At 70.5% G+C, this 14,216-nt stretch carries 16 protein-coding genes; 10 read left to right on the top strand and 6 right to left on the bottom strand.

The window, feature by feature from the left end:
* The first annotated feature begins 98 nt into the window (after nt 1-98).
* Nucleotides 99-743, top strand: a complete 645-nt coding sequence (locus ABZ910_RS32505; protein WP_361372337.1) for a DNA polymerase ligase N-terminal domain-containing protein — start codon at nt 99-101, stop codon at nt 741-743.
* Between the two features lie 126 nt (nt 744-869).
* Here the strand turns inward: ABZ910_RS32505 and ABZ910_RS32500 are convergent, their stop codons facing one another.
* The gene (locus ABZ910_RS32500) at nt 870-1,340 is read right to left on the bottom strand and encodes a peroxiredoxin (RefSeq protein ID WP_361372334.1); all 471 of its coding nucleotides are present in this window, start codon (nt 1,338-1,340) and stop codon (nt 870-872) included.
* 397 nt (nt 1,341-1,737) lie between these two features.
* Here ABZ910_RS32500 and ABZ910_RS32495 point away from each other — a divergent pair, with 397 nt between their 5' ends.
* The 3 genes from ABZ910_RS32495 to ligD all read left to right on the top strand — a co-directional run bounded on the left by ABZ910_RS32495 (nt 1,738) and on the right by ligD (nt 4,340).
* A complete protein-coding gene (locus tag ABZ910_RS32495) occupies nt 1,738-2,253 on the top strand; it encodes a hypothetical protein (protein WP_361372331.1) in 516 nt (171 codons plus the stop codon).
* A gap of 246 nt (nt 2,254-2,499) precedes the next feature.
* The gene (locus tag ABZ910_RS32490) at nt 2,500-3,315 is read left to right on the top strand and encodes an XRE family transcriptional regulator (RefSeq protein WP_361372328.1); all 816 of its coding nucleotides are present in this window, start codon (nt 2,500-2,502) and stop codon (nt 3,313-3,315) included.
* Nucleotides 3,316-3,386: 71 nt separating this feature from the next.
* Complete coding sequence (gene ligD / locus ABZ910_RS32485; RefSeq protein WP_361372444.1) at nt 3,387-4,340, top strand: non-homologous end-joining DNA ligase; 954 nt, start codon at nt 3,387-3,389, stop codon at nt 4,338-4,340.
* 67 nt (nt 4,341-4,407) lie between these two features.
* Here the strand turns inward: ligD and ABZ910_RS32480 are convergent, their stop codons facing one another.
* Nucleotides 4,408-4,896: a hypothetical protein gene (locus ABZ910_RS32480; protein ID WP_361372326.1), complete on the bottom strand. Its 489-nt coding sequence runs from the start codon at nt 4,894-4,896 to the stop codon at nt 4,408-4,410.
* Nucleotides 4,897-5,192: 296 nt separating this feature from the next.
* Between ABZ910_RS32480 and ABZ910_RS32475 the strand changes: the two genes are divergently transcribed.
* Nucleotides 5,193-5,546 carry a hypothetical protein gene (locus ABZ910_RS32475; RefSeq protein WP_361372323.1) on the top strand — a complete coding sequence of 118 codons (354 nt, stop codon included), beginning with the start codon at nt 5,193-5,195 and terminating at the stop codon, nt 5,544-5,546.
* 142 nt (nt 5,547-5,688) lie between these two features.
* On the opposite strand, the gene ABZ910_RS32470 is transcribed toward ABZ910_RS32475, so the two are convergent.
* Nucleotides 5,689-6,090 carry a PPOX class F420-dependent oxidoreductase gene (locus ABZ910_RS32470; RefSeq protein ID WP_361372321.1) on the bottom strand — a complete coding sequence of 134 codons (402 nt, stop codon included), beginning with the start codon at nt 6,088-6,090 and terminating at the stop codon, nt 5,689-5,691.
* Between the two features lie 217 nt (nt 6,091-6,307).
* Between ABZ910_RS32470 and ABZ910_RS32465 the strand changes: the two genes are divergently transcribed.
* Nucleotides 6,308-7,063: an NPP1 family protein gene (locus ABZ910_RS32465; protein WP_361372442.1), complete on the top strand. Its 756-nt coding sequence runs from the start codon at nt 6,308-6,310 to the stop codon at nt 7,061-7,063.
* Nucleotides 7,064-7,148: 85 nt separating this feature from the next.
* On the opposite strand, the gene ABZ910_RS32460 is transcribed toward ABZ910_RS32465, so the two are convergent.
* Entirely contained in the window at nt 7,149-7,673 is a 525-nt protein-coding gene (locus tag ABZ910_RS32460) for a hypothetical protein (RefSeq protein ID WP_361372318.1), read from the bottom strand.
* Nucleotides 7,674-8,165: 492 nt separating this feature from the next.
* Between ABZ910_RS32460 and ABZ910_RS32455 the strand changes: the two genes are divergently transcribed.
* Together ABZ910_RS32455 and ABZ910_RS32450 are read left to right on the top strand one after the other, a co-directional pair.
* The gene (locus tag ABZ910_RS32455) at nt 8,166-8,957 is read left to right on the top strand and encodes an RNA polymerase sigma factor SigF (protein ID WP_361372315.1); all 792 of its coding nucleotides are present in this window, start codon (nt 8,166-8,168) and stop codon (nt 8,955-8,957) included.
* Nucleotides 8,958-9,205: 248 nt separating this feature from the next.
* Nucleotides 9,206-10,006, top strand: coding sequence for a VOC family protein (locus ABZ910_RS32450; protein WP_361372312.1), 801 nt, complete (start codon nt 9,206-9,208; stop codon nt 10,004-10,006).
* 108 nt (nt 10,007-10,114) lie between these two features.
* Here ABZ910_RS32450 and glgX read toward each other — a convergent pair whose 3' ends face one another.
* Nucleotides 10,115-12,241: a glycogen debranching protein GlgX gene (glgX, locus tag ABZ910_RS32445; RefSeq protein WP_361372440.1), complete on the bottom strand. Its 2,127-nt coding sequence runs from the start codon at nt 12,239-12,241 to the stop codon at nt 10,115-10,117.
* A gap of 23 nt (nt 12,242-12,264) precedes the next feature.
* Nucleotides 12,265-12,768, bottom strand: a complete 504-nt coding sequence (locus tag ABZ910_RS32440; RefSeq protein ID WP_361372309.1) for a pep a2 — start codon at nt 12,766-12,768, stop codon at nt 12,265-12,267.
* Between the two features lie 439 nt (nt 12,769-13,207).
* Here ABZ910_RS32440 and ABZ910_RS32435 point away from each other — a divergent pair, with 439 nt between their 5' ends.
* Nucleotides 13,208-13,507: a DUF5133 domain-containing protein gene (locus ABZ910_RS32435; protein ID WP_361372305.1), complete on the top strand. Its 300-nt coding sequence runs from the start codon at nt 13,208-13,210 to the stop codon at nt 13,505-13,507.
* A 69-nt stretch (nt 13,508-13,576) separates the two neighbouring features.
* The coding region (locus tag ABZ910_RS32430) for a maltotransferase domain-containing protein (protein ID WP_361372302.1) at nt 13,577-14,216 on the top strand (640 nt) is incomplete at its 3' end.

The raw sequence follows: 14,216 nt of genomic DNA, 5'->3' as shown, positions 1-14,216 counted from the left end.
GGGTACTCGGGACGCGCGGGGTGGACGTACGCATCGCAGGCACTGTGGGCGTCGTACGGGGTGTACGAGTCGTACCGCTCGTACGGAAGGAGTCTCAGGTGGGTACGGACGACGACCGGCTGCGGAAGTACCGCGGGAAGCGTGACTTCGAGCGGACCCGCGAGCCGTCGGGCAAGAGCGCCTCCTCCGGGGACGAGCCGCGGTTCGTCGTCCAGATCCATGACGCGCGCCGGATGCACTTCGACTTCCGGCTGGAGGTCGACGGCGTGTTGAAGTCCTGGTCGATCCCGAAGGGACCGTCCGACGACCCGCAGGACAAGCGGCTGGCCGTGCCGACCGAGGACCACCCACTGGAGTACGAGGACTTCGAGGGGGTGATCCCGAAGGGCGAGTACGGGGGCGGAACGGTCATCGTCTGGGACCACGGGACGTACGAGCCCCTCAGCCACGACCGCAAGGGGCGGCCGGTCGACTTCGAGGAGTCGCTGGAGCGCGGACACGCGACGTTCCGGCTGCACGGCAGCAAGCTGCGCGGCGAGTACGCCCTGACCCGGTTCCGCGGCCGCGACGGCGAGGACGCGTGGCTGCTGGTGAAGAAGGGCTCCGGGCGGGCGTCGGCACACGGCACACCGGATCCGCGCCGGGCCCGCTCGGTCCGTACCGGGCGCACCCTCGCCCAGGTCTCGGAAGACGAGACCGGAACCGGGTCCGGGAACGGGAGCGAGACCGGGACCGCGGATTGATGTGCTGTACATCCCGCCGCACGGGGCGCCCTTCTCCGAGGGCGCCGAACACGGACTGCTCCTTCCAGTGACGCCCGTCAGCAATCCCAGTCATTACCCCCTGGCGGCCCTGGCGGGTACGTCACCTCACCCCCGATGGGCACCACGCACGGCGGCCAGGGCGCGGTCCGCGTGGGTGTTCATGCGCAGTTCGCTGCGGACGACCTCCAGAACGGTGCGGTCCTCGGCGATGACGAAGGTGACCCGCTTGGTGGGCGCGAGGGAGAAACCCCGCTTCACGCCGAAGCGTTCACGGACCGATCCGTCGGCGTCGGACAGCAGCGGCATGCCGAGCGTGTGCCGTCCCGCGAACTCCTGCTGGCGCTCGACGGAGTCTCCGCTGATCCCGACGGGCCGCGCGCCCACCGCGGCGAACTCGGCGGCGAGGTCGCGGAAGTGGCAGGCCTCGGCGGTGCAGCCCGGCGTCAGCGCGGCCGGGTAGAAGAACAGCACCACGGGCCCGTCGGCGAGCAGCTCGGACAGCCGTCGCACCGTGCCGCTCTCGTCCGGCAGTGCGAAGTCCTCGATGCTGTCACCGACGTTGACTTGTTCCGTCACGACCGAACCTCCCCGTGCGAACCCGGCGACGTGCGCGGGGTCGTCTCGTCGAACTTGTGTGGTGAAGCGAAGTGGGCGGCACCCCCGGTGGCCGGTAGGCCGGCCGGCAGCAGGGGGGAGCGTTGGGACCAGGACACGGTTTCTCCTCTGACGACTTGCCGCCGGATATTACTTGACGGTAAGCGAGTTGGGCGCCGTTCGACCTTGCTGCCGGGGGCAGGCAGATCCGATGGCCGACACACGGACGCCGGCGGCGCGCCGGTCTGGCGCCCCCTTCCCCCGAGACGTCCCGAATGTCCCACGGGATGCGGGGACGGCATCCTGACGGCCCGCCACGGCAACGCTGATCGTCGTGATCGCGCCTCGTGGTCACGAGAACGACAGCCCGGAGGTTTCCATGATCCGACAGACCGTGAGGAGCGGCGTGCTGACCGCGGTCGCGGTGCTCGCGTTCCTGCCCACGGCGGCCGCTGCCGCCGACTCGGGCCACGCCGCGCCGAGTTCCCTGCCCGCAGCCGTCGTCACACAGTCCCCCCGCCCCGGACTCGTGCCGGTTCCCACCCGGCACACTCGGGCGCTGCACAGCACCAAGCACCGGCGGCACCATGTACGCGGGGGCACCACGGGGTGCGCGAAGCGATCCCGTCACTCCGCACGGCGGTCCGTGTACGGCCGTGGGCTGCCCGCCGTGGGGCGCGTGGCCACGCACCGCGTCCGGCTGAACGTCCGCTCCGGTCCGGGTACCGGCTACCGCGTGGTCGGCCACCGGTACAGGAACCGGCTCCTGGCGCTCACCTGCAAGACGTACGGGTCCCGGGTGCGCGGCAACTACGTCTGGTACCGGCTCACTCACCACAGGGGGTACGTCTCCGCGCGCTACGTGCGGGTCGGCTCCGCCGTGCCGTGGTGCTGACGGCTCCGCCCCTCCGTACGACGCCCTGACCGCCGAGGCCTGTTCGCGAGCCCGCGCTCCCGAACGGGCCTTCGGCACGACGTCGCGCAACGCCCGATACCCACGACCCATTGCCTATTACGCATTGCCCGTTGCCCGTTGCCTCACCTTCCTCATACCTCGCCGCCGATTGTGCAGCGCCACCCTGGGCATTCATTCCGACAACAGGGGCGAAACGCCCATAGCGGAACGGGAGTCGAGGAACGCATGATGCGGCAGCTCCACGAACAGGCCACTCCGGACGAGCCGCTGCTGGTGAGACTGCGCGAACTGAGGGACCGTACGGGACTGAGCCTGGTGGCGCTGGCCGCCCGCACCCCGTACAGCAAGTCCGCCTGGCATCGCTATCTGTCCGGCACCCAGCGCCCGCCCCGCTCGGCCGTGGAGGCCCTCGCCCGCCTCGCCGACGCCGACCCCTTCCCCGTACTGTCCCTCTGGGAGGCCGCGGACGCCCCGCCGATCGCGAGGCCACCCGACGAGACCGATCAAGTGCGCCCGCGTGGGGCCCGGTTGCGGAGCCGACTGCCACTGCCGATGCTCGCTCTGCTGACCCTCGCCGCCGCGGCCATCGCAGCCTTCGCCATGTCGGGCCGGCACAGCCCACACGGTGCGCAGAACGTGGTCGCCGCACCCCGCTGCCACGGGAGGTCCTGCCAGGGCATGCTGCCGGACGCGTCGGCCTGTGCGCGCGACGCGCGGACCAAGAGCACGGTCACCGGCCCCGCGTACGTCGTCCGGCTGCGCCACTCGCCGTCCTGCGGCACCGTCTGGGCGGAGGTGCTGGTGCGTTCGGGGCACGCTCGGGAGGTCTCCGTGCGTGCGGGCCAGGACGTGCTCTCGGCGACCTACCCGGCCCGGAACTCCACCGGGTACGCCAGCCCGATGCTCGCCGTGTCGTCACCGCGGGGCGCGGAGGCGTGCGCGGAGGTGGACGAGGAGCTGGCGTGCACCGGCCTGAACGTGGAGGAGTTCGCGGATGCCAGAGCCCCCCGTTCAGGCGAACGGGCATCGCAAAGCGCGTGAGGCCGCCGGTCGCGGTCGACATCTCAGCCGTGACCGCACCATCCCCCGTACCCCTGCCGCTGATCCCGCCGATGCTCGCCACGCCCGGCACACTGCCGCCCCCGGCACAGGACGACCGGTGGGCCTACGAGACCAAGCAGGACGGCCAGCGCGTGGTGGTCTACCTGCCCGGCGACGGCAGTGTGCTCCTGCGCGCCCGCTCCGGCGAGGACATCACCGGCGCCTACCCCGAACTGCGGCCACTGGGCGGCACCCTGGGCAGCACGCCCGCGATCCTGGACGGCGAGGTGGTGGCCCTCGACGCACACGGGCGCGCGGACTTCCAGTTGCTGCAGAGCCGCATGGGCCTGGCCCACTCACCGCAGCGGGCGGCACGCCTGGCGGCGCAGACCCCCGTGCACCTCGTGCTGTTCGACGTGATGCACCTGGCACGCCCTCTGCTCACCCTCCCCTACGCCCAGCGCCGGGCGCGGCTGCAGGAACTGACCCTCGACGGCCCGACCTGGTCGACTCCGGCCGCCGTCGTGGGCCACGGCACCGAGGCCCTCCGGGCCACGCGCGAGCACGGTCTGGAGGGCCTGGTCTGCAAGCGACTGGACTCGGTGTACGAGCCGGGCGTTCGCTCCCGTTCCTGGATCAAGATCCGCAACATGCGCAGCGCGGATGTCGTGGTCGGCGGCTGGCTACCGGGCAAGGGACGACTGACCGGCCTCCCCGGTGCCGTACTCCTGGGCCAGCGCGCGGCCGGCCATCTGCGGTACGTCGGCCGGGTGGGCACCGGCTGGAGCGAGGCGGAACGCGCCGAACTGGCCGCGCTGCTACGGGCCGCCGAGACCGACACCTGCCCCTTCACCCCGGCCCCTCGTGTCCCCGGCGCGCGCTGGGTGCTCCCCCGACTGGTGGGCGAGGTCAGTTACAGCACCCGCACCCGCACAGGCCTCCTGCGCCAGCCGTCCTGGCTACGACTGCGCCCGGACCTCACGCCCGAGGAGTCGGCCGCCGACCTCCCGGAGGATGCGGTGTGACCCGGCGTCCTGGGAGGCACGTGCACGGACGTGGATTCGCATCCCGCCGGGACCCCCGGCAGGTGTGTCAGTGGGGTATGCAGCCGAACCAGTTCACCGTGCCGTTGTCGGATGTGTAACCCATGCAAGTGATGGTTCTGTCGTGCAGGGTCTCGGTCCGGTCGACCTCTCCGTTCAGGTAGTTTGTCTTGTGGTGGGGCTCCACGAGGGTGTCGATCTCGACCTTGTACCAGGGGCGCTTGCTGTCCGGCAGACTGCAGCCGTGACCGGTCATGTTGCGGCTGGGATCGCCGCTCCCATCGCCGCTCCAGATGGGCCGCTCGACGCGGTCACAGTGCGCTCTGTGCGCTCTCTGCGTGCTGCCCCCTTTGTTCACGCTGGCCGCGCTGACTGCCACCCTGACTGCGCCATCCGCCCTGGCTGCTCTGTCCGCTCTGACTGCCGTGTCGGCAGCGCCCGCGCTGCCTGCGGTGCCGACGCCGGTGCCGAGCAGGGCCGTGGCACCTGTGACCACCGCGGCGGTAGCGCCGAGCAGGCGCTTCGGAGTGAGGTTCATCGATTGGTTCCTCCTGCCAACTGTGGTGGCGGGCGGGAGTCGCAACGCCACCATGATGTGATCGTCACACCTATCCGGAATATCCGGCTCGGCGGCGGAAGGCCCAGTCCCCCGACCCAGTGACGCCGGTGACGCCAATGCAGCAGGCGGCGGTCAGGCGGGGCAGGCCCCGGTCGGAAATACGGACCCCGGGCGCGCAACGGGTGGTCGATCCGACCCGTTGTCCGACTGGCCGGGGTCGCCGCACGGAAGCAGAGGGTTTTGCGTCCCGTGCCCGTGTGGCACCATCCGTGGCCGTGGAGTGGTTGAGCCTGGTGGGGACGGGGCTTGGGGCCGTACTGGGGGTGGGGGCCACCTTGGCCGGGGAGCATGTGCGTTGGCGGCGCACCACCCGAGACAACAAGCTGCACGATCGCCGGAGCATGTACGTGGACCGTCTCGTCGCGTTTCGGAGAGTGCACGAGGAAACCGATGAAGTGGTGGCGGCCATCGACGCGTCGTACATCTCGCTCCGGGAGATCCGCGAGGTGCTGGCCTCCGGCTCCACCGTGCCGACACCGGCCTATCAGGCGGCCAGGCAGGCACACAGAGATACGACCGAAGCCGCTCGCGACGTTCTCCGTCGTGATCTGAGTTCCCTGGGCACCTGAGCTGCGGTGCCGGGAGAGCCTCCCCCGGCTGAGATCGTGAGTCCCTGGTCGGGGCCGGGGACTGGGCCTTCGGCGTGATGACGTGATGGCCGGAACGGCGATCGACAGAGCCGCTGAACGACCGCCGCCGGCACGCAAGTTGTCAGCCGCGGGGGCTGGTGATCCGTTCGGGCTGGATCACGTAGATCACTCGGACCTGGTCGCGGCCACCGAACCAGGGGTAAGGGCCGCCGAGGTACTTCTGCGCGAGCGTCTCGATGTGGTCGACCGCTCCCTCGGTGGTCACACGCACCACACGGCCGCGGATCTGGACATAGGAGGCGGGATCCGAGGGGTCGGAGACGGCGACGGCCACTCGCGGGTCGCGTGCGATGTTCCGGGTCTTCTGGTGCGTCTCGACGCTGTTGATCAGGACGTGCTCGCCGTCGGTGTCGACCCATGTCTGGGTGAGCTGAGGGGAGCCGTCAGGCATCGTCGTCGCGAGGTAGCAGGTGCTGGCGCGCCGCAGCAACGCCAGCACCTCCTCGTCGAGCGGTACGGGCACGGGGGTTCTCCAGGGGTGGTTGAGCGGTCAGGTGCGAGTGCTACTGCTGGGGCCACGGTAGCCACTGTGCTCAAGCGGAACTTCACCGGCGCTGCGCCCGTGGCATCTTGGCAACGACAGTTACGGCGTGGATCCTGAACTCCCTTGCCCCCCACCGCCGTTGGAGGAATCCGTGTCGTTACGGACACCGTTACGGACGTCGCTTCGGACGTTACCCATAGGCCCCCGGAGATGGTTCACCGGTCTCGTCGGTGCCGTCGCTCTCGTCGTCGCCTTTCCCGCCGTCGCCTTCGCCGTGCCGCCCCAGGCCCTGCCCGGCAACGCCGAGGCGGTCGAGAAGACGTACCAGCCCGCCTTCGACTACGACACGGACGGCTGCTATCCGACGCCGGCCATCGGCCCGGACGGCACCATCAATCCCGGTCTCAATCCGACGGGCGCCCTCAACGGCCAGTGTCACGACGCCTCCGACCTCGACAACACCAACAGTTACTCGCGCTACAAGTGCAACAACGGCTGGTGCGGCTATATGTACGGCCTGTACTTCGAGAAGGACCAGGCCGTACCCGGCAGCAGCATCGGCGGGCACCGGAACGACTGGGAGCACGTGGTGGTGTGGGTGCAGGACAACCGGGTCCAGTACGTGTCCACGTCCAACCACGGCTCGTTCACCGTGCACGCGGCGTCCGAGGTCCGCTTCGACGGCACGCACCCGAAGATCGTCTACCACAAGGACGGCATCGGTACCCACTGCTTCCGGCTGGCCAACGCCAACGACGAGCCGCCGGAGAACCACAAGGGCACCTGGCAGTACCCGCCGCTCGTCGGCTGGAACGGCTATCCCGCCGGCCTGCGCGAGAAGTTGAGCGCGTACGACTTCGGCAGCGCCCACTTCGCCCTGAAGGACGGGAACTTCGCGTCACACCTGGCCTCGGCCAAGCCGTCCGGCATCCCGTTCGACCCGAACGCCTGAGGCCGCGGCTCGCTCGCCCAAGTCGAGTGCGATCGTGGCAAGTTGACCGACCCGGGGCCGCCGGGGCCGGCAGCACCCCCGGCCGTCAGGCGGTGCCCGGCTCCGGCTGGTCCCTCAGGAAAGCGCTCGCCTGGTGGGCAAGACCGCCCGGAACGGCACCCGCGGGCGCGGGCGTCACCGACCCTTCCGCCCCTCCGATGCAGCCGACCCACAGCCGGCGGTCGGCCCACTCGTCGTCGACGCGCAGCTGGACCTGTACGTCAACGAGGCCCAGGGAGGCCTCGGGTGCGGCCGCGTACAGCACGGCGGTGGCCCGGCGCAGCGGGTAGACGTCGAAGCCCTCGATGAACTGGGAGTTGCGCCAGTCGATGAACGCGCCCTCCCCGTCGGAGCCGACACGGACGTCGAACTGACCGTCCTCGAGGTGCACGCAGAAGTTCCGGGCTCCGCGGTTCTCGACGGTCACCCGGACACTGAAGTACGTCAGCCCGACCGCGGCGTCGTCGCGTCCGCGTGGCGGCTCGGCCGCCTCCAGTCGGTGGACGCGGACCCGCAGACCGGCATGCTCGTCGTACTCCTGCCAGTCCCCGACCACGTTCGGCTCGTACACGGTGCCCCTCTCGACCTCAGAGAGCTGCTGTCTATCTGTGTGCTCAGTGCACTGTCAAATGAGCGGAATGCACTGTGGTCAGGGGATTCACGCCCTTTGATCAGCGATCAAGCGCTACGCAGCGAGGATCCCGCCCGCGGCCCCGAGGGCGCATGCGTACGCGTGCCGCACATCACGTTCGCCGCACGGGCGCGACATGGACGCGGCACGGGCGCGGGCACGGATACGGCATGCCCGCGTCACGTTCGCGGCAAGATCGCGTTTCCTCCCCGGGGGATCAGGAGCAGACTGGGATTACGTCACTGATTCGGATGAATTGTTTGGATATATCCCATCACGGGAATCGGCACCTCAGTGGTGCCCTAGTGCTTCGGACAGGAGGCACGCCCGCGGGGGCGGGCCGACCGGGCCCCGGTCTTCTCCGTTCCGTGCAGTCGGAGCGCGCCTCCCGCGGTGTCTGTCCCACCAGCATCTGCTGCAGGAGGTGCGGGGATGCCCGTCACCGGCAGAAACAGGCCCCATCCGCACGACGATGCGCCCGACACGGCCGAGGCCTTCGAGAGGCTCGCGGCACTGCCCGAGGGGCGTGAGCGCCGGGCCCTGCGGGACGAGCTGGTCCGGCTGTGGCTGCCCATGGCCGAGCGGATCGCCGTACGTTTCCGCGGTCGCGGCGAGGCGCTGGAGGACCTGTACCAGGTGGCGGCGCTGGGCCTCGTCAAGGCCGTCGACCATTACGACCCGGCGCGCGGCCGCGCCTTCGAGGCGTACGCCGTGCCCACCGTCGCCGGGGAGATCAAGCGCCACTTCCGTGACCACATGTGGACCCTCCACGTGCCCCGCCGGGTCCAGGATCTGCGCAACCGGGTCCGCCGGGCCTCGCGGGAGCTGGCCCAGACGACCCCGGGCCGGGCACCGACCGTCTCCGAGATCGCCGAACGCGCGGAGCTCACGGAGTCGGAGGTCCGCACCGGCCTGGAGGCCCTGGAGTGCTTCACGGCGCTGTCGCTGGACGCCGAGACACCCGGCGTCGACGGGCACTCGCTGGCGGACACCCTCGGCGGACCCGATCCCGGCTACGACCTGGTCGTCGACCGCGCGGCCGTCAAGCCCTGTCTGCAGGCGCTGCCCGAGCGTGAGCGCACCATCCTCTACCTGCGGTTCTTCCGCGGGATGACGCAGAGCCGGATCGCCCATCAGCTGGGGATCTCGCAGATGCACGTCTCCCGGCTGCTGAGCGGCTGCTGCGACCGGTTGCGCAAGGAACTGATCGCCGGGGCGGGCTGAGCGGCCTGAGATCCGTCGACTCCACTCGGCTCGGATCGACTCTGGTCGACTCTGGTCGACTTTGTCGCACTACGCTCCGTGCACGTTTCGCCACACGTCTCGGCGCGCGCATCACCCATCTCGCTCCGCACTTCGTGAACGCGTCTCGTACCGCCACCGCGCCGCTCGACAGGCAGCACCGCCGCTTCCGGTTGGACACTGGGGGGAGACCGGTGGCCACCGGTCTCCGAGACCAGGACGCGACAGCCATGAATCACGACAGGACCTCCGTGGGTGCACAGGACGTCGTCTCCACGCACTCCGTCTTCGGCGCCCCGTGCTGGGTGAGCCTCACCAGCCGCGACATCAAGGCCACCGAGGACTTCTACACGGCCCTATTGGGCTGGCAGTGGCGGAAAGTCAAGCTCGGCGACCACTTCCGGATCGCGCTGGCGAACGGTGTGCCGGTCGCCGGGATCGCCGCCGTCGCCGGCATGTGGCAGATGGCCGTGGCGTGGACGCCGTACTTCGCCGTGCCGGACGCGGATGTCGCCGTGTCCCGGGCCCGCGAGCGCGGGGGGACGGCCGCGGTCGGTCCGCTCGCCTTCCCGCCCGGGCGGGCGGCCCTGCTCGCCGACCGGGACGGGGCGACGTTCGGGATCTGGGAGGGGGAACTCGTCTCGAACTGGGAGGCGTGGCGGCAGGCGTCCCCGACCTTCATCCGGCTCCACACCCGCAATGCCTTCGACTCGGCCATCTTCTACGGCGAGATCCTCGACTGGGCCTCGGAACGCCCCGGCTGCTGCGAGGTCGAGTACGAGGGCGGCGAGGTCGTACTGCGCAGCCGGGGCGACGTGGTGGCACGGATCGACTCGGGCGCGGCGGAGGCGGCCCCCGATCCGTCGGTGCGGCCGCACTGGCAGATCCACTTCGCCGTGGACGACGCGGCGGCGTGTGCCCGGGCCGCGGAGAAGCACGGCGGCAGCGTCCTGCGGGAGAGCGACAACGAGGCGATCCTGCGTGACCCGGACGGCGCGCAGTTCACGGTGACCTCACGCCTCGAACGGTGAGCCCGGGAAGCCTCGTTGAACCCCTGAATGTCTCAACTCACCAGGCCTGTCTGGTGGATCCCGCTCCGGATCCGAAACAGACAGGCCCTTCCCGTCACCGGCTATCCACTACCTCTTCTCGCGGCCACCGCGCGACGGCCGCGACAGCAGCACCAGGCTGCGGGCCTCGACGCGCAGCCTGGTGGCCGCCTTGCGCTCGCACTCGTCGGGGGCCCCGTCGGGGTCCGCGGTGTCGATCAGCGTGGTCCAGCGGTCGCCGTAGGTGTCGTCGGGCAGCCGGAAGTCGACCGGTTCCCAGTAGCTGTTGAGGAGCAGCAGGAACGAGTCGTCGACCACGCGTCGCCCGTACGGGTCGCGTTCGGCGATGGCGTCGCCGTTGAGGAACACGCCGACGGAGTGCGCGTCGGAGCGCTGCCAGTCGCGGGCGGTCATCGCGCGCGCGTCGGGCAGCAGCCACACCAGGTCGGGCAGCGGCTGTCCGGCCCGGACGGCCGTCTCGCCGCGGAAGAAGCGGCGCCGGCGCAGGACGGGGTGGGCCGCGCGCAGGCCGATGACGTACCGGGTGAAGTCGGCGAGCGTGCACTGCTCGTCGGTCAGCCGCCAGTCGATCCAGGAGATCTCGTTGTCCTGGCAGTAGGCGTTGTTGTTGCCGCGCTGGGTGCGGCCCAGTTCGTCGCCGTGGCAGAGCATCGGGATGCCCTGTGACAGCAGCAGGGTGGCCAGCAGGTTGCGCTGCTGGCGGGAGCGCAGCTCCAGGACGGCCGGGTCGGCGGTGTCGCCCTCGACGCCGCAGTTCCAGGACCGGTTGGCGCTCTCGCCGTCCCGGTTGCCCTCGCCGTTCGCCTCGTTGTGCTTGTCGTTGTACGAGACGAGGTCGCGCAGGGTGAAACCGTCGTGCGCCGTCACGAAGTTGACGCTGGCGCGCGGCCTGCGCCGGCTGTGCTGGTAGAGGTCGGAGGAGCCGGTGAGCCGGGAGGCGAACTCGCCGAGCGAGCCCGGTTCCGCCCGCCAGAAGTCCCGTACGGTGTCGCGGTACTTGCCGTTCCACTCCGACCACAGCGGAGGGAAGTTGCCGACCTGGTAGCCGCCCTCTCCCACGTCCCAGGGTTCGGCGATGAGCTTGACCCGGCTGATCACCGGGTCCTGCTGGATGAGGTCGAAGAACGCCGACAGCCGGTCCACCTCGTGGAACTGCCGGGCCAGCGTGGCCGCGAGGTCGAAGCGGAAGCCGTCGACGTGCATCTCCGTGACCCAGTACCGCAGCGAGTCCATGATCAGCTGAAGCACGTAGGGGTGCCGCATCAGCAGGCTGTTGCCGGTGCCGGTGGTGTCGTAGTAGTGCGCCCAGTCGCCGTCCACGAGGCGGTAGTACGACGCGTTGTCGATGCCACGGAAGGACAGCGTGGGGCCGCGTTCGTTGCCCTCGGCGGTGTGGTTGTAGACCACGTCGAGGATCACCTCGAGGCCGGCCGCGTGCAGCGCCTTGACCATCGCCTTGAACTCGTTGACCTGCTGGCCGCGGGTGCCGTACGCGGCGTAGGCGTTGTGCGGGGCGAAGAAGCCGATCGTGTTGTAGCCCCAGTAGTTGGACAGCCCGCGGTCCCGGAGCACGCCGTCCTGCGCGAACTGGTGGACCGGCATCAGCTCGACGGCGGTCACGCCCAGCGAGGTCAGGTGCTCGATGACGGAGGGGTGCGCGAGGGCCGCGTACGTGCCGCGCAGGCGGCGCGGGACGTCGGGGTGGGTGCGGGTCAGGCCTCGTACGTGGGCCTCGTAGATGATCGAGTCGGAGAACTGCCGCCGGGGCGGGCGGTCGTCGCCCCAGTCGAAGTACGGGTCCGTCACGACGCCGAGCAGGGAGTGGCCGGCGCTGTCGGCCGGAGAGGGGCCGTGCGGGGCACGCTCGTAGAGCGAGGCGTGGTTGTCCATCTGGCCGTCTATGGCCCGCGCGTACGGGTCGAGGAGGAGTTTCGCCGGGTTGCATCGGTGGCCGACGGACGGGTCCCACGGGCCGTGCACGCGGTAGCCGTAGCGCTGCCCCGGCCCGGTCCCGGGCAGGTAGCCGTGCCAGACGAAACCGTCGACCTCGGTGAGCGGGACCGGTCTCTCGCGGCCGGCGTCGTCGACCAGGATCAGGTCGACGCGCTCGGCGACCTCACTGAAGAGGGCGAAGTTGGTGCCCTGGCCGTCGAAGGCGGCACCCAAGGGGTAGGGGTGCCCGCTCCACACGGGCACCCCTTTCCGGGAGGATCGCGCCGTCACCGGGCGGCCTCCAGGGCCGCGTCCGCCGAGGCGGCGAGCGCGGCGACCCGCGTGGCGCGAGGCAGCGGGCAGACTTGGCGCAGGCTGGGCGCCGGGGCCGTCGGGACCAGCGGTACGCGCTCGCCGGCGCGGGCCCGCTGCGAGAACCAGATGATCTTGCTGCCGGTCTCGGAGGTGCAGCAGCCCCAACCGTCGCTGGTCGCGGCGAGATGGGCCAGACAGCTGCGCAGATCCTGGTCGGGGCGCAGATCGCGGTCGTCGTCGCCGATGGCGGTGATCAGGTGCTGGCCGTTCCACCACATCTCGATCGACGTGTGCTTGTCGGAGGCGTGCTGGTCGATGGCGCACAGCAGCAGCTCGGTGGCCTGACAGACGGGCTCCACGAGATTCTCGAGGTCCCAGTAGTGGAGGTGGGCGGCCAGGATGCGGCTGATCTGTCCCACCCGTTCGGGGCTGACCTCCACGTCGAGGTGGTAGTAGCAGGGCACTGCGGTCTTCATAGTCGCTTGCTCCTCACCGGCGAAGCTCTCGCCCGTCCTCAAGCGCGGGCCCTTGGCCCCGATCACGGAGCGTCGAGCACTGATCGCTTCTGAGTCAGATCCACAGTGCGGGCACTACGCCATTCGTGCAACACGAGAGCACCAGTGAGGCGATTGAGGCACGTCAATGAGGTGATCGAAGCGAGTCGGCAAAGTGATCGAGACGCACCGGCCGGGTGAATCGACACGCACCGGCCGGGTGAATCCAGACCCACCGGCGGAGTGATTGAAGATCCAACAAGACGCTGAGTCTCCACACGTGCACCATGAGTGAAAGTGCCCTCGATCGCCGTAACGGCTTCGTGCCTCTGCGTGCGCGCCCGTGCGCGGAGACCACGCGGAGACCCGTCCGACCGTCGGGAGGCGCGTCCAGTCGACTGCGTCGGAAGGTGGCCAGGCCATGCTGCTACCCGCGAAGGCCGAAGTGGCCCGGCAGTTGCGGCGGTTCCGGGCGTGGGAACGCGTGATGCTCGCTTCGCCGGCCGATCGCACGGTGCGGGCCACGTTCGAGGACGCGGGCTACACGCTCTGTGTGTTGATGGGCAAGCGCTGCGCCCGGGAGGCGGTCGATGCCGCCGAGCGCTACCTGCGCAGCAGCCTCGGCAGCTACCTGCAGGAGTACGGCGGGCGCACCCACCAGAGCCGTGCGCCCCGGCGGGCGCCGCCCGCGGACCGGCGTCCCACCGCGGGAAGGCACTGACCTTCCGGCACCCAATCGATCCAGAGCCGGGCCCCGGGCCCGGCTTCGCGCACGGCGGAGGTGAGATCCATGAGTTCGACTCCGGTCATCGGCCGCGTCCCGGTACGCGACGTCCGGCCGGCCGTGGAGTGCGGCAGGCGTCCGGCGAAGGCGGTCGCGCAGGAGACGTTCCAGGTCTCCGCCACCGTCTTCCGGGAGGGCCACGACGCCGTCGGCGCCAACGTGGTACTCCGCGATCCGGAAGGCCACCCCGGCCCGTGGACGCCGATGCGGGAACTCGCCCCCGGCTCGGACCGCTGGGGCGCGGATGTCACACCGACCGCGCCGGGCCGCTGGTCCTACGCGGTGGAGGCCTGGAGCGACCCCGTCACCACCTGGCGCCACATCGCCCGCGTCAAGGTCACGGCGGGCATCGACACCGGGCTGGTGCTGGAGGAGGGCGCCGAACTCCTGACCCGTGCGGCCGCGGGGGTGCCCGAGGGGCCGGAGCGCGCCACCGTGCTGGCGGCGGCCCGGACGCTGGGCGACGACTCCCTCTCCCTGCAGACCCGCCTCGCGGCGGCGCTGGCGCCTGAGGTCGACGAGGTGCTGGCCCGCCATCCGCTGCGCGAACTGGTCACCGCGTCGGAGGCGTTGCCGCTGCTGGTGGAGCGGGAGCGTGCGCTGTTCGGCTCGTGGTACGAGTTCTTCCCGCGTTCGGAGGGGTCGG

It is taken from the genome of Streptomyces sp. NPDC046805 (assembly GCF_040645355.1).
Classification (GTDB): Bacteria; Actinomycetota; Actinomycetes; order Streptomycetales; family Streptomycetaceae; genus Streptomyces.
The sequence above is the reverse complement of the archived record's forward strand: the minus strand, read 5'-3'. Positions and strand labels throughout refer to the sequence as shown.